Here is a 22,053-nt window from a genome sequence, read left to right on the forward strand (position 1 = left end):
AACAGACTGACATTTCCGGGTAAACGGGTGGCCGAATCACCAGATCGCGCTAATGATTCGCCCGACCCTGAATCACCCGACCCTGCAGGAGCACCGAATGGCCGCGAAGGACACCGACAACGCCAAGACCGAAGACCAGGAGCCGGAGATCTCTCTGGACATGAGCCAGGCGGCGGTCAAGAAGATGATCGCCGAGGCCCGCGAAAAGGGCTTTATCACCTATGACAAGCTGAACCAGGTGCTGCCGCCCGATCAGGTGAGCTCGGAGCAGATCGAGGACGTGATGTCGATGCTGTCGGAGATGGGCATCAACGTCATCGAGGACGAGGAAGAGGCCGAGGAGGAAGAGCAGAAGGGTTCGACCGACATCGTCGCCACCAAGGACGCGCGCGAGGTCGCGCTCGCCGGCCAGCAGACCGAAAAGCTCGACCGCACCGACGATCCGGTGCGCATGTATCTGCGCGAGATGGGCAGCGTCGAGCTTCTCAGCCGCGAGGGCGAGATCGCCATCGCCAAGCGGATCGAGGCGGGACGCAACACGATGATCGCGGGGCTGTGCGAAAGCCCCCTGACCTTTCAGGCGATCTCGATCTGGCATGACGAACTGCTCAGCGAAGAGATCCTGCTGCGCGACGTGATCGATCTGGAGGCCACCTTCGGCAGCCAGATGAACGAGGACGGCGAGGTCGAGGAACCGGTTGTGGATCCCGGCGCGGTCGCCGCCAGCTCCAAGCCCAAGGAAAAGGGCCCCGAACTGGACGCCGATGGCAACCCGATCGTCAGCGACGACGACGATGACGACGAGGATCAGGCCAACATGTCGCTCGCGGCGATGGAAGCGGCGCTCAAGGACAAGGCGCTGGCCACGCTCGAGCGGATCTCGTCCGACTATGCGATGCTGTCGGAGATGCAGGACAAGCGCATCTCGGCCACGCTGAACGAGGACGGTTCCTTCACCCAAGAGGACGAGGCCACCTATCAGGCGCTGCGGGCCGAGATCGTGCAGCTGGTAAACGAACTACACCTGCACAACAACCGGATCGAGGCGCTGATCGACCAGCTTTACGGCATCAACAAGAGGGTGATGTCGATCGACAGCCGGATGGTCAAGCTGGCCGACCAGGCCCGCATCAACCGTCGCGAGTTCATCGAGGCCTATCGCGGGCGCGAGCTGGATCCGAACTGGCTCGAGGACATGGCGAAAAAGCCGGGCCGCGGCTGGCAGATGTTCATCGAACGCTTCTCGGACAAGGCCGAGGAGCTGCGCGCCGAGATGGCGCAGGTGGGCCAGTATGTCGGCCTCGACATCAGCGAATTCCGCCGCATCGTCGCCCAGGTCCAGAAGGGCGAGAAGGAGGCGCGCCAGGCCAAGAAGGAGATGGTGGAATCCAACCTTCGGCTGGTGATCTCGATCGCCAAGAAATACACCAACCGCGGCCTGCAGTTCCTGGACCTCATCCAGGAAGGCAATATCGGCCTGATGAAGGCGGTGGACAAGTTCGAATACCGCCGCGGCTACAAGTTCTCCACCTATGCGACGTGGTGGATCCGCCAGGCGATCACCCGCTCGATCGCCGACCAGGCACGCACCATCCGCATCCCCGTGCACATGATCGAGACGATCAACAAGCTGGTGCGCACCAGCCGACAGATGCTGCACGAGATCGGCCGCGAGCCCACGCCCGAGGAGCTGGCCGAAAAGCTGCAGATGCCGCTGGAAAAGGTCCGCAAGGTGATGAAGATCGCCAAGGAGCCGATCAGCCTGGAAACCCCGATCGGCGACGAGGAAGACAGCCAGCTGGGCGATTTCATCGAGGACAAGAACGCGATCCTGCCGCTGGATTCGGCGATCCAGGAGAACCTCAAGGAAACCACCACGCGGGTTCTGGCCTCGCTCACCCCGCGCGAGGAGCGGGTGCTGCGGATGCGGTTCGGCATCGGCATGAACACCGATCACACGCTGGAAGAGGTCGGCCAGCAGTTCAACGTGACCCGCGAACGGATCCGCCAGATCGAGGCCAAGGCCCTGCGCAAACTCAAGCACCCCAGCCGGAGCCGCAAGCTGCGCAGTTTCCTGGACCAATAAGCCAGGTCCGGCAGGGCTACCCCAAACCGCATGCGGCCCTGCCGGCCGAACTCTTTGGCCGGCAGGGCGGGCACGGGAACGCCGCTGTCTTATGCCCCGTCACCGGTCGGGGCCGCGCGCGCCCTGCCCCTTCATCTTGCGTCAAATACTCCGGGGGGTCCGGGGGGCTGGCCCCCCGGCGGATCGGATTGGCGCAGCCAATTCGATACCGGCCAACGGGTTGCGCCCGTCACACCGGCCAGCAGCACCGCCTTCACCGCCCGAACTTGTCCTTCAGCGCGTCATTCACCAGCGGCGTCACAAAGGGCGACACGTCTCCGCCCAGCCGGGCGATTTCCTTGACCAGCTTGGACGCGATCGCCTGCCGGCGGGCGTCGGCCATCAGAAACACGGTCTCGACGGACGCGTCCAACGCACGGTTCATGCCCACCATCTGGAATTCATACTCGAAATCCGCCACCGCCCGCAGCCCGCGCACGATGATCTGCGCGCCCACCTCATGGGCGCAGTCGATCAGCAGGTTCTCGAATGGATGCGCGACGATCTCGGTGCCCGTCTCCTCGCTCAGCTTGGCGCATTCGGCCTCGATCATCGCCACGCGCTCCTCCAGCGGGAACAGCGGCCCCTTGTCCCGGTTGATCGCCACCCCGATCACCAGTTTGTCCACCAGCGCCGCCGCCCGGCGGATGATGTCGATATGACCCAGCGTAATCGGGTCGAACGTGCCCGGATAAAGGCCAACGCGCATGCTCTCATTCTCCCTGCGGTCCGCGCCACGCGCGCACGCAAGCAGAACTGCCCCGCCATTTCAAGGCCGTAGAAATACGCCCCTGCGTCACCAAGGACTCAGAAGCCCTTGATCATGTCCTCCAGCGCGCCCTTTTCCATCTCGAGCTGCGTCAGCTGCGCCTTGACCACGTCGCCGATCGAGATCACGCCGATCATCTTGCCGTCCTCGACCACCGGCAGATGGCGGAACCGGCCTTCGGTCATCCGCGTCAGCAATTCGTCGGCCGAGGCCCCCTTGGCGCAGGTCACGACCTCCCTGGTCATGTAATCGCGCACCTTGCCCGACAGGCAGCTGTCGCCCGACCGGGCCAGTTCGCGCACGATGTCGCGTTCGGACAGGACGCCCTCGACCGTCTCGCCGTCGCTCGACACGACCACGGCGCCGATGCGATGCCGGGACATGAGCTGCGCGGCCTCGCTGATCGTGTCATCGGGCGCAATCGTCACCGCTTTCTGCTCGGGTTTCGAATTGAGAATCTGTTGAACCAGCATTGGGCGGCACCTCCTGAAATTTTCTTTCGTTTTTCAAAGCGTCGCCGCAATATGACTGCCTGTCAAGTCAACCCTTCCAATCGGGCCACTTCCGCGCGCATTCCCTCGCACAGCATCTCGGCGAACCGGTTCAGCCGTTCGCTGCGCTGATCCCCCTGATGACGGACAAGATAGAAGCTGCGGGTCAGGCTGATCCGGTCGGCCAGCACCTTGCGCAGCGGCCGGTGCGAGGGCAAAGAGAAATCATGCGCCACGCACAGGCCCGCCCCCTGAACCGCGAACCGCAGCTGGACGGTCACCGAGTTGGACGCCAGCGGCACCCGCTCGATGCCCAGATCGGACAGATAGTCGAGTTCGGCATCGAAGATCATGTCGGGAATGTAGCCGATCATGCGCCGCCCCCTGAGATCCTCGATCGTCTCGAGCGGCGGATTGGTCCGCAGATACAGGCGCGAAGCGACCAGATGCAGGTGATAGTCGGTGATCTTCTGCACCAGCAGCTTGCCGGCGGTGGGCGGGCTGACGGCGATGGCCATGTCGGCCTCGCGCCGGCTGAGATTGACCACCCGCGTCAGCGCCACGATCTGGATGTCGAGATCGGGATGCGCCTCTCCGATCCGGGCGCAGACCTGCGGCAGCAGGTAATTGGCGCAGCCGTCCGGCGCGGCGATGCGGATCTGGCCCGACAACGTCTCGCTGGTGCCGCTCAGCGCCTCCGCGGCCGCGCGCATGGCCTGTTCCGCGGCCTCGGCATGGGCCATGAGCCGCTCTCCGGCGGCGCTCAGCGCGTAGCCCTGCGGCGACTTGGCGAACAAGGGAACGCCCATGTCCGATTCCAGCCGCGCGATACGGCGGCCCACCGTGGCCGGATCCAGCTTCAGCTGCCGCCCCGCGCCGGACAGGCTTTCCTCGCGCGCGACCGCCAGAAAGACGCGCATGTCGTCCCAATGTGGATCCATTTCCGCTTGCCCCCGTGCGAAATTGCAAAACCTTTTTGAATTCTTGCCCCTGTTCTTGGGGATTTTGCAAGTCTATCTTTCGCCCGAACCAGAAGGAGGAGTCGTCCCATGCAGGAACTGACGCATTACATCAACGGCGCCCATGTCAAGGGACAGTCGGGCCGCTTTGCCGATGTCTACAACCCCGCCACGGGCGAGGTGCAGGCCCGCGTGCCGCTGGCCAATGCCGAGGAACTGGCCTTTGCCGTGGACGTGGCCAAGGACGCCCAGCCGGGCTGGGCCGCGGTCAACCCGCAGCGCCGCGCCCGCGTTCTGATGAAGTTCGTGGACCTGTTGAACCGCGACATGGACAAGCTGGCCGAGGCGCTCTCTCGCGAGCACGGCAAGACCCTGCCGGATGCCAAGGGCGACGTGCAGCGCGGGCTGGAAGTGGTGGAATACTGCATAGGCGCCCCGCAGATGCTGAAGGGTGAATTCACCGACGGCGCCGGCCCCGGCATCGACATCTACTCGATGCGCCAGCCGCTGGGCGTGACCGCGGGCATCACCCCGTTCAACTTTCCCGCCATGATTCCGATGTGGATGTTCGCCCCCGCCATCGCCTGCGGCAACGCGTTCATCCTGAAACCCAGTGAGCGCGACCCCTCGGTGCCGCTGATGCTGGCCGAACTGATGGAAGAGGCCGGCCTGCCCAAGGGCATCCTGCAGGTGGTCAATGGCGACAAGGAGGCGGTGGATGCGATCATCGCCCATCCCGACATCCAGTCGATCGGCTTCGTCGGCTCCACCCCGATCGCCGAATACATCTATGGCAACGGCTGCGCCGCAGGCAAGCGGGTGCAGTGTTTCGGCGGCGCCAAGAACCACATGATCATCATGCCCGACGCCGACATGGACCAGGCGGCGGATGCGCTGGTGGGCGCGGGCTATGGCGCGGCGGGCGAACGCTGCATGGCGATCTCGGTCGCGGTTCCGGTGGGCGACGAGACCGCCGACCGCCTGATCGAGAAACTCGTGCCGCGGATCGAGAAACTCAAGATCGGCCCCTACACCGCCGGAGACGACGTGGATTACGGCCCGCTGGTCACCCGCGAGGCCAAGGAACGCGTGCTGGGTCTGGTCAATTCAGGCATCGAACAGGGCGCCAAGCTGGTGGTCGATGGTCGCGACTTCACCCTTCAGGGCTATGAGAACGGGTTCTTCGTCGGCCCGCACCTCTTTGACCATGTCACCCCCGACATGGACATCTACAAGACCGAGATCTTCGGACCGGTTCTCAGCACGGTTCGCGCGGGCAGCTATGAAGAAGCGCTGAAGCTGGCAATGGATCACGAATACGGCAACGGCACCGCGATCTTCACCCGCGACGGCGACACCGCCCGCGACTTTGCCCACCGGATCAATATCGGCATGGTCGGCATCAACGTGCCGATCCCGGTGCCGCTGGCGTATCACACCTTCGGCGGCTGGAAGAAATCCGCCTTTGGCGACCTGAACCAGCACGGGCCGGATGCGTTCCGGTTCTACACGCGGACCAAGACGGTCACCGCACGCTGGCCCAGCGGCATCAAGGAAGGCGGCGAGTTCCACTTCAAGGCGATGGACTGATCCACTCCGCCATTCGGAAACTCAGGGCCCCGGCAATCGCGCCGGGGCCCTTTTTCATGCCCCCCGCCGCCGGTCGGCTGTTGCCTTGACAAACGCCCCCCTTTCCGGGGAATTTCGCATTTACAGAACAATGTTCCGCAGTGCGGAACTTAAACAGACAGGGGGGAGCGCATGATCGGCTTCATGCAGGATATCAGGGACAGCGTCGGCTATGAGATCGGGCTGTCCTCGTGGATCACTATCACCCGCGAGATGATCGAGGGTTTCGCGCGCCTCACCGGCAACGCCCCGCTGGGCGAACCACCCGCGCAACGCAACGGGCCGCAGGTGGCGCAGGGACAGCTGATCCTGTCGCTGCTGCCGCGCATGCTGCTGGGAGAACTGACGCGGCCGGGAGAGGACGAAACTCCGATCAGCTATGGCTTTGACCGGGTGCGGTTCGTGACGCCCGTGACCGAAGGCGCTCAGGTGCGCGGCCGCTTCGCCCTCATGCGCTGCGAGGAAACCGCCCCCGGCACCACCCGGCTGCACTGGCAGGTGACCGTCGAAATCCGCGGCTCCAGAACGCCGGCGCTGGTGGCCGACTGGATCACCATGCGCCTGCCCCGGTCGGAATTGCCGCGCCTGCTGTCGGCGGCATGAAACCGGCCCGCCCCGGCGTGGGACGAGCCGAAACGCGGCTGTGCGACGGGCTCAACCGAACATGTCCGAGGTGATCCCCGCATACCAGCCGAGGCTCTCCTCGTAGGTCGCCTTGCGCAGATCGGCGGACTCTCCGGTCTGCGAGATGAAGCCGTCCACCTTGGCGATCTTTTCGTCGGTGGCCTCGTAGGTGGCGCCGACCTTGACGCCATCGTCGGTGCCCAGAAGCGACCAGCAGGTGTTCGAGAACTTGGCCGGGAACTGCTTGGTGCCGGTCAGCGCCGCGCGTATCGCCATTGCCGCCACCTTGGCCTGGCTGTTGGCGGAAAAGCCCGATTTCGGCATGTCGCCCTGCGCGCAGGCATCGCCCAGCACGTGAATGTTCTCGTCGATCCGGCTTTGCATCGTGTGGCCCGTCACCGGCGCCCAGTTGCCGTCATTGATGCCAGCCAGCTCGCAGATGCGGCCCGCCTTCATCGCCGGGATCACGTTGCAGACATCGACCTTGTTGACCTCGCCGTCGATGGTCACGGTCATCTCGTCGGCGTTCACCTCGACCTTGTCGCCGCCGAAATCGGGGCCAAGCCATTCGATCATGCCGCCATAGTGGTTCTGCCAGCCTTCCTGGAACAGCGCCATCTTCGAGAACTTCGGCTTGGGATCCGCGATCAGGATCTTGGCGGTCGGGTTCCTCTGCTTCAGCACATGCGCCACCATCGACACCCGCTCATACGGCCCCGGCGGACAGCGATAGGGGTTCGGCGGCGCGATCATGCAATAGACCCCACCTTCGGGCATCGCCTCGATCTGCGCCTTCAGCAGTTCCGTCTGCGACCCGGCCTTGTAGGCATGGGGCATCCTGTTCTGCTTGGTCACGTCCCAGCCTGGCACGGCGCCATCGACGAAATCTATGCCGGGACTCAGGATCAGCCGGTCATAGGGGAGCTTGGCGCCGCCGGCCAGGCTGACCGTCTTGGCATCGCGGTCAATGCCGACCGCCCAGTCATGCACCACGTTGATGCCATAGTCCGAGGCCAGCTTGCCATAGGTGTGAGCGATGCTCTCCAGGGTGCGGAACCCGCCCAGGTAGAGGTTCGAGAAGAAGCAGGTGTAATAGGTCCGCGTCGGCTCGACCAGCGTCACGTCGATCGCGCCCTTGGAGCCCTTGGCGATGTGGCGCGCCGCCGTCGCACCGCCCGCTCCGCCGCCGACCACCACCACGCGCGGCTTGCCCTGCCCCAGAACCATCGGCGCGCTCAAACTGGCCGCAAGACCGACCGTCGTTCCCAGAAAAGCCCTTCTGTTCAGTGCCATCTTGAGTTCTCCTCCCTAAGAAAATCCGCGCCGACCTAGTTCAGCGCGGAAAAATACGCCGCCAGGGCGGCTATCTCTTCGTTGCCCAGCCGCCCGGCCATCATCTGCATCACCGGGTGCGGGCGCACCTTCTGCTTGTAGGCGTGCATGGCGATCACGAAATCCTCGGTCGGCCAGCCGACGATCGAGGGAATCCCTTCGTCGTCGCCGTCGGTCTGGTGGCAGGTCATGCACTCGCTTGACAGGTATTCGCCGTAGTCCGGGTCGCCCTCGATATTCAGGATGTCGTCGGACAGGCGCACCTCTTCGGTGATCGCGGTCGGTTCGGCCTCGGGGATGTCGCGCGGCCGGTCCGAGAACTGCCGCAGATAGGCCATCACGTCCAGCCGGTCCTGCTTGTCCTTGAGGCCGCGGAACCGCATGTTGGTGCCGGTCACCAGCACCTTGGGGTTCTCCAGATAGGCCTCGAGCTTCTCGATGGTCCAGACCAGCCCATCGGCGCCGGCGCGGCGCATCGCCCTGGAATAGTCGAAATCCCCAAGCCCCGCCGCCTTGCGCCCGAACACACCGTTCAGATGCGGGCCGACCTTGTGGCGCGCATCCGGCCCGACCGCATGGCAGCTCTTGCACTTCTCGAAGACCTTGGCGCCGCGCTCCGCGTCACCGATCAACTCGTCCGCGGCGGCCCCGGTGGCCGCCGACCCGGAAAACGCCACGAACGCGGCCAGGATCCCCCGAAGAAAAATAGCGTGCATGGCAAATCCTCCCCCTTGCCACATTGAAAACCAATGACTCAAACCGCCCATTCCCTGCTTTGTTCCATCACCAAGGGTTCAACATTCCTCACGCGCCGACCACCTTGACCGAGCGGTTCGGCGGCACCTCCACAACGCCCTTGCGGCGCACATGTCGTTCCACCACGTCCCAGATCATCGGGCCCTCGGTGCCTTTGTTGACGCTGGCCCAGCCGGCCACGACATAGGATTTCGCCGGATCGATCGGTTCGCCGGTCTTCAGCAGCGTCATCTCCGAAATCCGCTGCCCCTGCGGTTTCGAGATGTCGATTCGGAAACCCATGCCGCCCACGCGCACCATGTCGCCGCCCTGCTGGTAATAGGGATCGGGGTTGAACAGGTTGTCGCCCACGTCCTCGAGCACGATCTTCAGGAATTCGCCGGTCATCTCGGTACGATAGGCCTGCCCGTAGGTCATCGCGGTCACGTTGAAGATCGCCTCGCGGGTGATGTCCTCGCCCGGCATCAGCGACGGTCCCCAGCGCACCCCGGGCGACAGCGCGATGTCGGCCTCGCGCTCCTCGAGCAGCGCCTGACAGATCAGGTCGTCCCAGGTGCCATTGAAATTGCCGCGGCGATACAGCAGGCTCTCGGTCCGCCCGATCACCTCTTCCAGCTGCGCCCTGAACGGCGCGCGCTGCTCGTCGATCAGCGCCGACATGGCCGGATCCGGCGCAATCACGTCGGCGAAGACCGGGATCAGCTTGTGTTTCAGCCCCATCATCCGGCCATCGCGCACGTCCACGTCGACACGGCTGACGAACTTTCCGTTCGAGCCGCTGGCGATGATGTAGGTCTGGCCCACCTGCACCGGCTCGGGCAGCGCGTCATGGGTGTGACCCGAAAGGATCACGTCGATGCCCTGCACGCGCCCGGCCATCTTCCTGTCGACGTCAAAGCCGTTGTGGCTCAGCACCACCACCAGTTCGGCGCCCTGCGCCCGCGCTTCGTCCACCATCGCCTGCATGTTCGACTCGCGGATGCCGAACGAATATTCGGGGAACATCCAGCGGGGATTGGCGATCGGCATGTAGGGAAAGGCCTGGCCGATCACCGCGACCTTCGCTCCGCCGCGCTCGAAGAACGCATAGGGCTTGAAATCCTCCGACGGCTCGTCCCATTCGGCGTCAAAGATGTTCTGCCCCAGGGCCGCATAGGGCAGCTCGCCCGCCAGTGCGCGCACCCGCTCGCTGCCCAGCGTGAACTCCCAGTGAAAGGTCATCGCGTCGGGCTTCAGCGCGTTCATCACGTTGACCATGTCCTGACCGGCGGTGTGATGGCAGGTATAGGATCCATGCCAGGTGTCGCCGCCATCCAGCAGCAGTGCATCCGGCCGCTCGGCCCGGATCGCGTTCACCACGGTCGCCACCCGGTCGAGCCCGCCGACCCGGCCATAGGCCCGGCCCAGCGCCACGAAATCATCATGGGTCAGCGCATAGGCCAGCGGGCTGCCATCCTCTATCCCGTAGAGCCGCCGGAACGCCGCGCCGGTGATATGCGGCACCTGCCCGCGGTTCTCGCCCACGCCCAGGTTCACCTCCGGCTCGCGAAACCAGATCGGCTTCAGCTGCGCGTGGATGTCGGTAACATGGATCAGGCTGACATTGCCGAAGGTTTCGAACGCCAGCAACTGGTCCTGGGTCAGCGCCTGCCGCGCGGCCAGCCGCGCCCAGTTGCCGAACCCCGAAGACCCCAGCAGCGCCGCCGCCGCCATTGATACCTGCAGAAAATCGCGCCGCGAGATCATGTTCCCCCCAGACGGTTTGAAGAGCCCTGGCCCGATACGCCCGGCCCCGCCGGGCGCCCCCCCTTCATCTTGCGGAAAATACTCCGGGGGGTGCGGGGGGCAGCGCCCCCCGCCTCGGTCGGGCCGCCATCGGCGGCCCGAAAACCATCCTCAGTTGCGCACCGACGGCGTCTCGACCGAAAGGCCGTTGCCGCGGCTGGCCACATAAAGCTCGAGCGTCACGAATTCGGGGCTGCCCGGCTTGTAGGTCTCGGCACGGGTGTCGCGCACGCAGCCCTTGAACCGCGCATGAGCCGTGTTCAGCTTGGCATTCTTCAGGCGATAGACCGGGAAGCCGTTGATCTGACCCTGGCTCAGATGGTCGGCCCGGATCATTCTGTCATAGTTCTGCTCGTGCCAGGAGGCGCAACTCAGTTCGAGCTGGCCGGTCCGGGTGTAGTAGAGTTCCCGGCCCTTCTCCCAGGTCGCGCGCGCCGGCCCGTCGATCGCCACATTGACCGGCATGCCGCGCGACTGCAGGCCGATCAGCGCCTTTATCGCCGCCATCTGGCCGCCGGCGTACTTCCAAGCGTCCGCGCCCATCCGCTCGGTCCGGCACTCATTCACCATCTGCGCAAGAGTGCGCACCTCGCCGGCGGTTTCGTTCCACTTCGGATAGACCGCGCGCACGCCCTTCATGCTTTCCTCGACGGCGCCGTGGCAATCCGCGCAGGACTTGCCCTCGGACCCGTCGGGCGTATTCCAGACCTCCCAGGCCTTGTCGACGAACACCATCGCCGGATTGTCAAAGTCGTCCATCTCCAGCGCCTGGGTCTCCTTCGACCGGAACACCCAGCCGGAATAGATCGTGTCCAACCGGTCCTTGAGATGGTCCGGAGCCGGTGCCTCGACGGTGATCCGGGTCTCGCCGTTGATCACCAGCTCGGGATGGTCGACTTCGCCGGCCTGGGCGGCCGCGCCCAGCACGCAAGCCGCCGCCAACGCGGCAAGGGTTTGGGTCCCTCTTGTTCTGGTCATGCGTTTTCTTCTCCTCCCCGTCCGGCCGTTCAGGCGACCGCGATCGTTTTTCTTTCTTCGTAGACCGAACCGTCGTCGTCGAACCACTTGAACACGAACTCGCCCGCCTCGGGCACCTTGGCCGAGAACTGGATGTAGGGGTTCGTGGAAATCGCCGGTTCAAGCGTGATGTCGATCACGTTCTGACCGTTGAAGTCGCAGGTAAAGCGGTTGATGATCTGACGGGGGATCGGATTGCCCTGCTTGTCCTTGCGCAGACCGCTTTCCATCTTGTGGCTGATGAGCGTCTTGATGGTGATGACGTCGCCGGCAGCGGCCGACTTCGGAACCTTGACGCGGGGTTTGACAGCAGATGCCATGTTTCAATTCTCCTGTATCTCGGGGATCGGTCGATGCCGACGGGCAATCAGCCGCCGCAGCCCCCGATCGTCACCTTCACGGCCACCTTGGCGCTCTTGAAGCTGCCATCGGCCATCTTGGCGATGGCCAGAACGTCCTGGGTCCTGGCCAGGCGGATGCGCAGCGCGCAGGACTGGTTGCCCGCCAGCGGACCGAAGTTCACGGTCGCCACCTTGGGGCTGGGGTTGCCGGTGGCGATGATCCGAACCGCGACCGCGCCCGGCGCGTCAAAGCTGATCGGCACCGTGTTGCCGTTCTCGGCGATCTCGGGGGCGGTCAGCGTGACGCCGCCCTCGACGACCTCCGCACCGCCGGTGAAGTCGGCGATTTCCTCGTCGACCGATGCCATCCCCCGGATCGGCAGCACCGCCAGGGCCGCAGCGCCTGCGCCGATGGCGAGGGTTTCGCGACGTGTGAATTCCATTCCATTCCTCCTCCTAGAGCCAGGTGAAACGCGCGCCGGCACGGCTCACTCCTTCAGCGTAGCCAGAAACGCGATCACGTCCTCGATCTGCTGGGCGCCGAGCAGCGGTTTCAGTTCGCCTTCCTTCGCGGCCTTGCCGGTGAATCCGTTGCCGGGCCTGATGAACCCCCCGATCTTGTGAAAAGACGGCATCACAGTATCCGGAAAGGTCTTCTTCGCATCCACCAGGATCCCACGCAGCTGCGCCGCATCCCAGCGGTTGCCGACCCCGTCCAGCGACGGGCCGACATCGCCCTGGAACGGCACGTCCGGCAGGGCCGAGACCTGATGACAGGCCACGCAGTTGCCCTTTTTCTTGGAACCCGCGATCGAAGCGCCCTCGACCGGGTCGCCGGGCGTATCCGTCAGCGACACGGCCAGTGTCAGTGTCGTCGGCTTCATGTCTCCTCCCTGGTTGCCGTTACGGTCACGGCTTTTTATCTGTCCCCGGACCTAGCGTAAGCGACAGGCCCGGATTTTCGCAACAACAAATTCGCGATCATGAATTTTTAGGAAAGTTGCTGGCCGCCCAGGGTAAATAAAATAAAATTATCATGCACTTATTGCCCCTGCGGCAGGTGTCATTCCGTCCTGCCGTCGTTGCGTTCGCGAATCATCCGGGCGTGATAGCGCTGGAAATCCTCCTCGTCCTCGTTCAGGTAGCGCTCTTCCAGAACCCAGTTCAGCATGTCGAAGGTGGTCCCGCGCCCGAACGCGCCCGGCATCACCGCGACCGCCTGTTCGATTGCCGACCGGGATGCGTCCAGCTCGCGCGGCAGAAAAATCAGCGTGGGTGTGAACAGTATGTTCCACTTGCGCATCGCCTTCTTTTCGGTCAGCGCCTCGCCGTCGGTGTCAACGATCTCGATGTCGCCATGCAGGTTGATCTGAATCGGATAGAACCGCGTGCGCAGCAGCGCGTCGATCCGCGGATCGGGAAAGGTTTCTTCGTGCATCTTTCTGCAGTAGATGCAGCCGCGCTGCTCGACCAGAAGCACCACCCGGCGCCCCTCGGCGGTGGCTTCGGCGAAATCCTCCGGCAGATCCTTGAAGGTGTCGCGCAGCCAGTCGGGCTTGTGCAGACCGTCGTCGCCGATCTCGATTGCCGCCGCCGGCAGGGCCAGCCAGGCCCCCGCCAGAAGAATCATAACAAACTTGGAAACTATCGCTTTCATCTCTCCTCCCGAAAAATCCGGAACTCGGGTCAACCGATCCGCGCGAAGCCGGGGAATATCTCGATCATCCACTGGCCGATGAGGTTCACCCCGCCGGTCGCGATCAGAACAGCGAACAGGATCAGCATTGCCCCCATTCCCTTTTCCACCCAGGCAAAGGCGGCGCGGCGCCGCCGGACGAAGGCCAGGAACGGTTTGGCGAAAAGCGCGGCGATGATGAACGGGCCGGTCATTCCCGCCCCGTAGACGAACAGCAGAAACGCACCGCGCCAGATCTCGCCAATGCCCGAGGCGATGAACAGGATCGAGGCCAGCGCCGGCCCGACGCAAGGCGTCCAGCCAAAGCCGAAGGCCAGCCCCATCAGGTAGGCGCCAAGGATCGTGCTGGGCGCGGCCGCGCTTTCCATCCGCGCCTCGCGGTAGAGAAGAGGAACCCGGATCACACCCAGAAAATGCAGGCCGAACACCACAAGGATCGCCGCGGCGACGTAGGACAGCGGCTGCAGATACTGGCTGAAGAGCTGGCCCAGAGCGGTTGCGCCCATGCCCAGCATCATGAAGATCGTGGTCACGCCCAGCGCGAAGAACAGCGCCGACACGAAAAGCCGCTTTTGCGCGCCCGGGGCGATCTCGTCGTCGCCGCGAAGCTCGGCGATGCTGAGCCCGCCCATGTAGGACAGGTAGAACGGCACCATCGGCAGCACGCAGGGCGTGAAGAAGCTCAACAACCCCCCGCAAGCGCGCCGAAATAGGAAATCTAGAGCATGCTCCACTCTCCCCCGGACGACCATCCACCGGAGCCCGCACGGCGCGCGAGGGCCGTATCCCGGCGCCGCCGATGCCGCAACGCCACGGTCCGCGTTGTCCTGTCGCACCTATCTTGACCTATTCACACATTCATATTATGTTATAAAATAGCGTTGCGTCAACGATTGACGGACAGGGAGCGTGGCAGATGGCCCTCGGGCGACTGATTGGCGGCGGATTCGTCGCTCTGTTCTTGGCTGCCCAGGCGATGGCGGTCGAACTGGTGATGGTCCAGCAGCCGGGCTGCGAATGGTGCGAGCGCTGGCATACCGAGATTGGGCCGTCCTATTCCAACACCAGCGAGGGGCGCTTTGCCCCGCTGCGGCAGGTCGATCTGCGGGCACTGCGCGAGGACCTGGCGGTGGCGCGTCGGGTCGCCTATACGCCGACCTTTCTGATCGTCGAGAACAACCGGGAACTGGCCCGGCTCGAAGGTTATCCGGGCGCGGACTTCTTCTGGCCGCTGCTGACGGCGCTGGTGGCAGAACATGCGGGCTTTGATCCCGCCGCGCCTGCCGATGCGGATGGGACACAGCCCATCCGCGCCGAAATCATCGAGGCTGGCGCGACCGGGAAAACGTGATAACAGCATGCGGGATTCGACCGCCCGCAGCGCAAGGTGAACGAGGACCGACCGGATGACGCTTCCGAAACTGTCGCCCGACATGAACGAGGCCGACCTCGACAAGCTGTTGGACAGCGCGACCACCGCCTCGAACTTTCTCAAGGCGCTAAGTCATGAAGGCCGGCTGATGATCCTGTGCCACCTGGTCACCGGCGAGAAATCGGTGACCGAACTTGAAGAGCTTCTGTCGGCGCGCCAGGCCGCGGTTTCGCAACAGCTGTCGCGCCTGCGGCTCGAAGGGCTGGTGGTTCCGCGCCGCGAGGGCAAGGCGATCTATTACCGGCTGGCCGACGACCGGCCCAAGAAAGTGCTCGAGGTCATCTACGATCTCTTCTGCAGCGACGACTGCCAGGACGTCGGTACGGCGCGGGGTTGATCGGCGCCGCGAATTCCGCAAGACTTTCCGGAACAGGGTCATCGTCGGAGGAGGAGACGACCGATGCCCGACTGGGTGGCCGAAAGCCACATGGTGGCCTTGGTGGGCCTGTTCGGCGGCGTGCTTCTCGGGCTGGCCGCGCGGTTGGGGCGTTTCTGCACGCTGGGTGCGATCGAGGATCTGCTGTATGGCGGCAGCGGGGTGCGGATGCGGATGTGGATCCTGGCGATCGGCACCGCGGTGGTCGGCACCTTTGGCCTGATCTCGGCGGGGCTTCTGGAGCCGACGCAGACCTATTACCTTTCGATCCGCTGGGCGCCCGCGGCGTCGGTGGTGGGCGGGCTGATGTTCGGCTATGGCATGGCGCTGTCCGGCAATTGCGGCTATGGCGCGATCGCGCGGCTGGGTGGCGGCGACCTGCGATCCTTCGTGATCGTGCTGGTGCTGGGGGTGTCCGCCTATGTGGTGCTGATGGGGCCGCTGGCTCCGCTACGGGATTTCCTGTTCCACCAGGAGCCGGTCACGACCGACATGCCGCCGGGACTGGCGCAGGGGCTGGCTGCCGTCACCGGGCTGCCGGTCACGGCGATCGGGCTGGCGATCGGGCTGGCGATCTGCGCCGGCGCGCTGGCCTCGCCTGCGTTCCTGTCCGAACCGAAGGCGATCCTTTGGTCGGTGGTGGTGGGGCTGGCGATCGTATCGGGCTGGGCCGGAACGGCATGGGTGAACGCGCATGGCTTCGAGGATCTGCCGGTGGTGTCGCATTCCTTTTCCGCGCCGGTGGGCGAGACGGTGCTGTTCTTCATGACCGGCAGCGTGCGGCCGGTCTCCTTTGCCGTGGGGTCGGTTGCCGGGGTCTGGACCGGGGCCTTCATCGGTTCGCTCTTGCGCGGCCATTTCCGGTGGGAGGCCTGCGAGGACCCGCGCGAGTTGCGCCGCCAGATCATCGGTGCGGCGATCATGGGCGCCGGGGCGGTGATCGCGCTGGGCTGCACCGTCGGCCAGGGGATGAGCGCCTTCAGCGTACTGGCCTACAGCGCGCCGGTGACCTTCGCCGCGATCCTGGCGGGCGCGGCGATCGGGCTGCGGCAGCTGATCGAGGGTTTCCGGCCGGCGGAGTGACGGTTCGGCTCGGGCGAACCCGAAGGTGCGCCTGCGGCGCGCGGCTTCTGGCACTGCGTGCGGATTGGGGCGCTGCCCCAAACCCCGGGGTATTTGCCACCAGAAAGAAGCGGGTTCGGCTCAGGGGGCGAGCGCGGTGACTTCGATTTCGATACGGTATTTCGGATCGATCAGGCCGCATTCGATCATGGTCGCGGCAGGCGGGTTGGGGCCGAACGTGTCGCGCAGGATCGGCCAGCAGGGTTCGAATTCGGTGCGGTCGGGCAGCATGTAGGTGACGCGCACCACGCGGTCGAAGCCGGAGCCGGCCCGTTCCAGCGCCCGCCCGATCGTCGCCAGAGCCGAGCGGCATTGTTCGGTCACGGTATCGCCCTGCCCCACCGTGCCCGCGACATGGACGAAGCCGCCCGCCACCACGGCGCGGCAATAGCCGACACGGGGTTCGAATTCGCCGCCCGAGGAGATACGGGTGATGGTCATGGGGTGTCCTCCGAATGAAAACGGCCCGGAAGACCGGGCCGTGATGGATGCCGTCGCCGCGCGGATCAGCCTGCCGTGGCCGGTTCCTTTTCGGCATCGGCGTGGATCATCAGGGGTGCTGCCTCGCCGCGGGCGGCCTCTTCGTTGACCACGACCTTGGTCACGCTGTCGAGGCTGGGCAGGTCGAACATCGTATCAAGCAGAATGTCCTCGAGAATCGAGCGCAGGCCGCGCGCGCCGGTCTTGCGTTCGATGGCGCGCTGGGCGATCGCCTTGAGCGCATCGTCGGTGAAGACCAGTTCGACGTCTTCCAGCTCGAACAGGCGCTGGTATTGCTTGACCAGAGCGTTCTTGGGCTTGGTCAGGATCTGCACCAGCGCATCCTCGTCGAGATCCTCAAGCGTGGCGATCACCGGCAGACGGCCGACGAATTCCGGGATCAGACCGAATTTCAACAGATCCTCGGGTTCGAGATCCTTGAAGATCTCGCCCACGTTGCGTTCGTCATTGTCGCGCACATCCGCGCCGAAACCCATCGCCGAGCCCTTGCCGCGCTGGGCGATGATCTTGTCGAGCCCGGCGAAGGCGCCGCCGCAGATGAACAGGATGTTGGTGGTGTCCACCTGCAGGAATTCCTGCTGCGGATGCTTGCGCCCGCCCTGCGGCGGGACGGAGGCCACGGTGCCTTCCATCAGCTTCAGCAGCGCCTGCTGCACGCCCTCGCCCGACACGTCGCGAGTGATCGAGGGGTTTTCCGACTTGCGGGTGATCTTGTCCACCTCGTCGATATAGACGATGCCGCGCTGGGCGCGTTCCACGTTGTATTCGCTGGCCTGCAGCAGTTTCAGGATGATGTTTTCCACGTCCTCGCCGACATAACCGGCCTCGGTCAGAGTGGTGGCATCCGCCATGGTGAAGGGCACGTCGAGGATGCGCGCCAGCGTCTGCGCCAGCAGCGTCTTGCCGCAGCCGGTGGGGCCGATCAGCAGGATGTTGGATTTCGCCAGTTCGATGTCGCTGGTGGCCTTCTGCGCGTGGTTGAGCCGCTTGTAGTGGTTGTGCACCGCCACCGACAGCACCCGCTTGGCCCGGGCCTGGCCGATCACGTAATCGTCCAGCACCGCGCAGATGTCCTTGGGCGACGGCACGCCATCCGTGGCCTTCCGCCCCGAGGCCTTGGTTTCCTCGCGGATGATGTCCATGCACAGTTCGACGCATTCATCGCAGATGAACACGGTCGGGCCCGCGATCAGCTTGCGCACCTCGTGCTGGCTCTTGCCGCAGAAGCTGCAGTAGAGCGTGTTCTTGCTGTCGCCGCCGTTCTTGGTTGCCATCGTCAGTCTACCTTTCCGGGCTCCGATTTCCGCCTGTGGCCCCGCGGTCGCGGGAAAGAGTCACCCACCTGTCTGGTCAGCTTAGGCCAGCGGGCCGGGTGCCACAATCTCAAATTGCCGCTGAACCCTCACGGAACGGCAAGATGACGTGACTGCGACACGCCATGCGGAAATCAGCCCTTGTTCTCTTCTTCCTCGGGGCGGGCGCGGCTTTCGACGATTTCGTCGATATGGCCCCATTCCTTGGCCTCTTCAGGGCTCATGAAATTGTCGCGCTCCAGCGCCCGTTCGATTTCCTTCTTCGGCTGGCCGGTATGCTTGACATAGATGTCATAGAGCCGGTCCTTGAGCTTTTGCGTCTCGGCCGCGTGGATCATGATGTCGGTGGCCTGCCCCTGATAGCCGCCCGAGGGCTGGTGCACCATGATCCGGCTGTTGGGAAGGGCAAAGCGCATCCCCTTTTCGCCGCCCACCAGCAGCAGCGAGCCCATCGACGCCGCCTGGCCGATCACCAGCGTCGAGCAGGCCGGCTTGATGTATTGCATCGTGTCGTAGATCGCCAGACCCGAGGTCACCACGCCGCCGGGGCTGTTGATGTAGATCGAGATTTCCTTTTTCGGGTTCTCGGCCTCCAGATGCAGGAGCTGCGCCACGACCAGGTGGCACATCCCGTCATGGATCGGGCCGTTGACGAACACGATCCGTTCCTTCAGCAGGCGCGAGAAGATGTCATACGCGCGCTCGCCCCGGCTGGTCTGTTCCACCACCATGGGGACCAGAGTGTTGTTGTAGGTGTCGATGGGATCAAACATGTCGGCTGCCTGCTCTTCTGGTCGGTCGGGACGATACCCGGTTTTCGGTTACCCGAGTCTTAGTGTCGCCCCTTGGGCGCTGCAAGGGGCCGCGGGAGAAATTGCGCGTGCCCCGCAATCGCCCCCCTTGCGGACGGTCACGTGCGGGACTATGCGCAACCGGTCGCGCGATCGGCGTATTCGGGGTATGGTGAGGGCCTCGCAAGGGATGGAGACAGGATGACGGACCGGGACCGTTTCGTTCAGAAAGGCGCGGCGGCGAGCCTGCCGGTCGCCTATGACGGACCGCCGCGCGATTTCTATTTCCTGCTCTTGCCCAAGGCGACCATGCTGCCGGTGGCCGGCGCGATAGAGCCGTTGCGGATCGCCAATCAGGTCACGGGGCGCGAGCTCTACCGCTGGTTCATCATGACCGAGGACGGCCGGCCCGTGACCTGCTCCAACGGCATGACGGTCACGCCGGACATGGCGTTGCAGCCCCTGCCGTCCGAGGCGACCGGCTTCGTCTGTTCGGGGGTCGAGCCGCAGCACGCCGCCGGCGAGGCCACGCTCAACTGGCTGCGGCACGAGGACCGGTTCGGCCGGCGGCTGGGCGGGATCTGCACCGGCGCCTTCGCGCTGGCACAGGCGGGGCTGCTGCGCGGGCAAAGTTTCACCCTGCACTGGGAGAACCAGCCGGGATTCGTGGAGGCCTTTCCCGACCTTGCGCCGTCGCCCGGCATCTACGAGATTTCGGGCCGCTACATGACCTGCGGCGGCGGCAACGCGGCCACCGACCTGATGCTGACGCTGATCGAGGAACAGCACGGCAAGAATCTGGCGATCATCGTCGCAGACATGTGCCTGCACATGCGCGCCGGCCGCAACAGCGCGCCGCAGAAGTCGAATTATGCGGTGGCGATCGGGTCGCGCAACCCGCGCCTGCTGACCGCGCTGCAACTGATGCAGGAGGCGATCGAGGATCCGCTGTCGATCGCCGAATTGTGCGCAAGACTCGGCATTTCGCGCCGCCAGCTGGAACGGCTGTTCCAGCGATACCTGGGCCAGTCGCCCAAGCAGGTCTATTACGAGATGCGGCTCAATCACGCCTATGCGCTGATGAGCGAAACCTCGATGAGGGTGACCGAGATCGCGCTGGCCAGCGGATTTTCCAGCGCCACGCATTTCTCGCGCCAGTTCAAGGCCCGCTTTGGCGCGAGCCCGCATTTCTTCCGCAAGAGCTGGTCCTGAGGCCGGGTCAGTCGAGCCGTCTGGAGAGCGTGAACACGCCGCGCATCTCGCCGCTGCGGAAGCCGCGCGCCCGATCCTGAGGATAGAGCCGAGCCAGCGCGGCCTCGACCTCGGGCTTGACCTGATCGCCGCCGTGACAGTTCAGACAGACGCCGCCGGTCGGGATCGCCTTGACCATGCGGAACACCTTGTGCCCGTCCTCTTCGACGATTTCGGCCTTGACCAGAGTGTCGGGCTTTTCGCCCGCGTCCTGGCGTTTCAGGAACTCTTCGATGGCCGCGGCGGTATAGGCATCCGGCGCATTCGCGGGATTGCGCAGGCGGTGGCTGGACCGGCCGACCGACCAGCCGCTGTCGGCCGAAATCCGCGCCGCGATCTCGGGCGCGCGGGTGTTGCAGACTTCGATCGCGTGAACCGGCCCCTTCTCCTTCATCGCGGCCTGCAGTTCGGCCTTCAGTGTCCCGCCGAATTGCTGGATCAGGGTCTTTGCTTCCTCGACAAGCCCGGCCTTGTCCTGAGCCGATGCGGCACCGGCGCACAGCATTGCGGCCAGAAGGGCAATCGAAAAGTCCCGTTTCATCGTCATTCCTTTCCTCGGCAATCTTCGGCCTGTTCATCAGGGCAAGATATATAAGATTTTCGGAATACGATTGCCGGGCCGCGACGTGAACCCGCAACCCGGCACAAGCGACCAAAGGCCGCGCCCGGAATCAGCCCATCTGATAACCGGGTGTCGAGCGCATCAGGGCGATCTCTTCGGCATCCATGTCCGCCTCGATCCCGTCAAAGAGCGGGGTCGAAAGATAGCGTTCGCCCGTATCCGGCAGCATGGCCAGGATCACCGATCCTTCGGGGGCGGTCTCGGCCACCTTCATCGCCACGGCAAAGGTGGAGCCCGCCGAGATGCCGCAGAAAATCCCCTCTTCCGCCGCCAGCCGTTTCGCCCAGGCGATGCCCTCGGCGCCGGCCACGGGGATCAGTTCGTCATAGCGGCGCTCGTCCAGCGTCTCCTGCAGCACCAGCGGGATGAAATCCGGCGTCCAGCCCTGGATCGGGTGGGGCTCGAAGGCCGGGTGGCTGGCGGCGGGTTCACCGTCCTGGTTGCGGTCCTGCCCGGTGCCCGAGGCCACCAGCGCGGCGTTGGCGGGTTCGGTCAGGACGATCTTCGTCTCGGGCCGTTCACGCCGCAGCACCCGGCTGACGCCCGAGACGGTCCCGCCAGTGCCATAACCGGAAACGAAGTAATCCAGCCGCTTGCCCGCGAAATCCGCCATGATCTCGCGCGCGGTGGTGTGTTCGTGAATGTCGGCATTGGCCTCTGTCTCGAACTGGCGGGCCAGGAACCAGCCGTTCGCCTCGGCCAGTTCCTTGGCCTTCTGATACATGCCGAAGCCCTTGAGTTCCTTGGGCGTCAGCACCACCTTGGCGCCGAGGAACCGCATCAGCTTGCGGCGTTCGACCGAGAAGCTTTCGGCCATGGTCACCACCAGCGGATAGCCCTTGGCCGCGCAGGCCATGGCCAGCCCGATCCCGGTGTTGCCCGAGGTCGCCTCGACCACGGTCTGGCCGGGTTTCAGCGCGCCGCTTTTCTCGGCCGCCTCGATGATGTTCAGCGCCAGCCGATCCTTGACCGAGCCTGCGGGATTGAACGCCTCGAACTTGACATAGACGGTGACGTGTTCCGGCGCGATGCGGTTGATGCGGATGCAGGGCGTGTTGCCCACGGTATCCAGAATGTCGTCGTAAAGACGCCCGCGTCCCTCGGTCTGGCGTGTCATGGGT

General features: G+C 64.7%; 24 protein-coding genes. 7 read left to right on the forward strand and 17 right to left on the reverse strand.

The features are described from left to right. Positions 1-97 precede the first annotated feature (97 nt). Positions 98-2,086 carry an RNA polymerase sigma factor RpoD gene (rpoD, locus tag C4S70_RS12135; RefSeq protein ID WP_104008417.1) on the forward strand — a complete coding sequence of 663 codons (1,989 nt, stop codon included), beginning with the start codon at positions 98-100 and terminating at the stop codon, positions 2,084-2,086. Between the two features lie 253 nt (positions 2,087-2,339). Here rpoD and coaD read toward each other — a convergent pair whose 3' ends face one another. The 3 genes from coaD to C4S70_RS12150 all read right to left on the reverse strand — a co-directional run bounded on the left by coaD (position 2,340) and on the right by C4S70_RS12150 (position 4,326). Continuing rightward, a complete protein-coding gene (coaD, locus tag C4S70_RS12140) occupies positions 2,340-2,834 on the reverse strand; it encodes a pantetheine-phosphate adenylyltransferase (protein ID WP_104008365.1) in 495 nt (164 codons plus the stop codon). 98 nt (positions 2,835-2,932) lie between these two features. Continuing rightward, a complete protein-coding gene (locus tag C4S70_RS12145; protein ID WP_104008366.1) occupies positions 2,933-3,367 on the reverse strand; it encodes a CBS domain-containing protein in 435 nt (144 codons plus the stop codon). Positions 3,368-3,429: 62 nt separating this feature from the next. Then, entirely contained in the window at positions 3,430-4,326 is an 897-nt protein-coding gene (locus tag C4S70_RS12150) for a LysR family transcriptional regulator (RefSeq protein ID WP_104008367.1), read from the reverse strand. 108 nt (positions 4,327-4,434) lie between these two features. Between C4S70_RS12150 and C4S70_RS12155 the strand changes: the two genes are divergently transcribed. Together C4S70_RS12155 and C4S70_RS12160 are read left to right on the forward strand one after the other, a co-directional pair. Further along, positions 4,435-5,934: a CoA-acylating methylmalonate-semialdehyde dehydrogenase gene (locus C4S70_RS12155; protein ID WP_104008368.1), complete on the forward strand. Its 1,500-nt coding sequence runs from the start codon at positions 4,435-4,437 to the stop codon at positions 5,932-5,934. Between the two features lie 171 nt (positions 5,935-6,105). After that, positions 6,106-6,576 carry a hotdog family protein gene (locus tag C4S70_RS12160; protein WP_104008369.1) on the forward strand — a complete coding sequence of 157 codons (471 nt, stop codon included), beginning with the start codon at positions 6,106-6,108 and terminating at the stop codon, positions 6,574-6,576. Between the two features lie 51 nt (positions 6,577-6,627). On the opposite strand, the gene C4S70_RS12165 is transcribed toward C4S70_RS12160, so the two are convergent. The 9 genes from C4S70_RS12165 to C4S70_RS12205 form a co-directional block, all read right to left on the reverse strand. Then, positions 6,628-7,890: an NAD(P)/FAD-dependent oxidoreductase gene (locus C4S70_RS12165; protein WP_104008370.1), complete on the reverse strand. Its 1,263-nt coding sequence runs from the start codon at positions 7,888-7,890 to the stop codon at positions 6,628-6,630. A gap of 35 nt (positions 7,891-7,925) precedes the next feature. Continuing rightward, positions 7,926-8,645 carry a c-type cytochrome gene (locus C4S70_RS12170; RefSeq protein WP_104008371.1) on the reverse strand — a complete coding sequence of 240 codons (720 nt, stop codon included), beginning with the start codon at positions 8,643-8,645 and terminating at the stop codon, positions 7,926-7,928. Positions 8,646-8,733: 88 nt separating this feature from the next. Continuing rightward, the gene (gene soxB, locus C4S70_RS12175) at positions 8,734-10,431 is read right to left on the reverse strand and encodes a thiosulfohydrolase SoxB (RefSeq protein ID WP_104008372.1); all 1,698 of its coding nucleotides are present in this window, start codon (positions 10,429-10,431) and stop codon (positions 8,734-8,736) included. 150 nt (positions 10,432-10,581) lie between these two features. Then, the gene (soxA, locus tag C4S70_RS12180) at positions 10,582-11,448 is read right to left on the reverse strand and encodes a sulfur oxidation c-type cytochrome SoxA (RefSeq protein WP_104008373.1); all 867 of its coding nucleotides are present in this window, start codon (positions 11,446-11,448) and stop codon (positions 10,582-10,584) included. A 29-nt stretch (positions 11,449-11,477) separates the two neighbouring features. Then, positions 11,478-11,807: a thiosulfate oxidation carrier complex protein SoxZ gene (gene soxZ, locus C4S70_RS12185; protein ID WP_104008374.1), complete on the reverse strand. Its 330-nt coding sequence runs from the start codon at positions 11,805-11,807 to the stop codon at positions 11,478-11,480. Between the two features lie 47 nt (positions 11,808-11,854). Then, a complete protein-coding gene (gene soxY / locus C4S70_RS12190; RefSeq protein WP_104008375.1) occupies positions 11,855-12,271 on the reverse strand; it encodes a thiosulfate oxidation carrier protein SoxY in 417 nt (138 codons plus the stop codon). A 45-nt stretch (positions 12,272-12,316) separates the two neighbouring features. Beyond that, positions 12,317-12,712: a sulfur oxidation c-type cytochrome SoxX gene (soxX, locus tag C4S70_RS12195; protein WP_104008376.1), complete on the reverse strand. Its 396-nt coding sequence runs from the start codon at positions 12,710-12,712 to the stop codon at positions 12,317-12,319. 179 nt (positions 12,713-12,891) lie between these two features. Next, positions 12,892-13,485, reverse strand: a complete 594-nt coding sequence (locus C4S70_RS12200) for a thioredoxin family protein (RefSeq protein WP_104008377.1) — start codon at positions 13,483-13,485, stop codon at positions 12,892-12,894. 29 nt (positions 13,486-13,514) lie between these two features. Continuing rightward, positions 13,515-14,276 carry a cytochrome c biogenesis CcdA family protein gene (locus C4S70_RS12205; RefSeq protein ID WP_104008378.1) on the reverse strand — a complete coding sequence of 254 codons (762 nt, stop codon included), beginning with the start codon at positions 14,274-14,276 and terminating at the stop codon, positions 13,515-13,517. 164 nt (positions 14,277-14,440) lie between these two features. Here C4S70_RS12205 and C4S70_RS12210 point away from each other — a divergent pair, with 164 nt between their 5' ends. The 3 genes from C4S70_RS12210 (at position 14,441) to C4S70_RS12220 (ending at position 16,415) form a co-directional block, all read left to right on the forward strand. After that, positions 14,441-14,875 carry a thioredoxin domain-containing protein gene (locus tag C4S70_RS12210; protein ID WP_104008379.1) on the forward strand — a complete coding sequence of 145 codons (435 nt, stop codon included), beginning with the start codon at positions 14,441-14,443 and terminating at the stop codon, positions 14,873-14,875. Between the two features lie 55 nt (positions 14,876-14,930). Next, positions 14,931-15,293, forward strand: coding sequence for an ArsR/SmtB family transcription factor (locus C4S70_RS12215; RefSeq protein ID WP_104008380.1), 363 nt, complete (start codon positions 14,931-14,933; stop codon positions 15,291-15,293). Positions 15,294-15,356: 63 nt separating this feature from the next. Next, positions 15,357-16,415, forward strand: coding sequence for a YeeE/YedE family protein (locus tag C4S70_RS12220; protein WP_104008381.1), 1,059 nt, complete (start codon positions 15,357-15,359; stop codon positions 16,413-16,415). 120 nt (positions 16,416-16,535) lie between these two features. On the opposite strand, the gene C4S70_RS12225 is transcribed toward C4S70_RS12220, so the two are convergent. The 3 genes from C4S70_RS12225 to C4S70_RS12235 all read right to left on the reverse strand — a co-directional run bounded on the left by C4S70_RS12225 (position 16,536) and on the right by C4S70_RS12235 (position 19,041). Beyond that, a complete protein-coding gene (locus C4S70_RS12225) occupies positions 16,536-16,895 on the reverse strand; it encodes a RidA family protein (RefSeq protein WP_104008382.1) in 360 nt (119 codons plus the stop codon). A 65-nt stretch (positions 16,896-16,960) separates the two neighbouring features. Continuing rightward, a complete protein-coding gene (gene clpX / locus C4S70_RS12230) occupies positions 16,961-18,229 on the reverse strand; it encodes an ATP-dependent Clp protease ATP-binding subunit ClpX (RefSeq protein ID WP_104008383.1) in 1,269 nt (422 codons plus the stop codon). A gap of 173 nt (positions 18,230-18,402) precedes the next feature. Beyond that, positions 18,403-19,041 (reverse strand): ATP-dependent Clp protease proteolytic subunit, encoded by a 639-nt coding sequence (locus tag C4S70_RS12235; RefSeq protein ID WP_104008384.1) that lies wholly within the window; start codon positions 19,039-19,041, stop codon positions 18,403-18,405. A gap of 219 nt (positions 19,042-19,260) precedes the next feature. Between C4S70_RS12235 and C4S70_RS12240 the strand changes: the two genes are divergently transcribed. Next, positions 19,261-20,271, forward strand: a complete 1,011-nt coding sequence (locus C4S70_RS12240; RefSeq protein ID WP_104008385.1) for a GlxA family transcriptional regulator — start codon at positions 19,261-19,263, stop codon at positions 20,269-20,271. 7 nt (positions 20,272-20,278) lie between these two features. Here the strand turns inward: C4S70_RS12240 and C4S70_RS12245 are convergent, their stop codons facing one another. Both C4S70_RS12245 and cysK read right to left on the reverse strand, forming a co-directional pair. After that, entirely contained in the window at positions 20,279-20,851 is a 573-nt protein-coding gene (locus C4S70_RS12245; protein WP_104008418.1) for a Tll0287-like domain-containing protein, read from the reverse strand. A gap of 130 nt (positions 20,852-20,981) precedes the next feature. Beyond that, a complete protein-coding gene (gene cysK, locus C4S70_RS12250; protein ID WP_104008386.1) occupies positions 20,982-22,049 on the reverse strand; it encodes a cysteine synthase A in 1,068 nt (355 codons plus the stop codon). Positions 22,050-22,053 lie beyond the last annotated feature (4 nt).

It is taken from the genome of Jhaorihella thermophila (genome assembly GCF_900108275.1).
Taxonomy (GTDB): domain Bacteria; phylum Pseudomonadota; class Alphaproteobacteria; order Rhodobacterales; family Rhodobacteraceae; genus Jhaorihella; species Jhaorihella thermophila.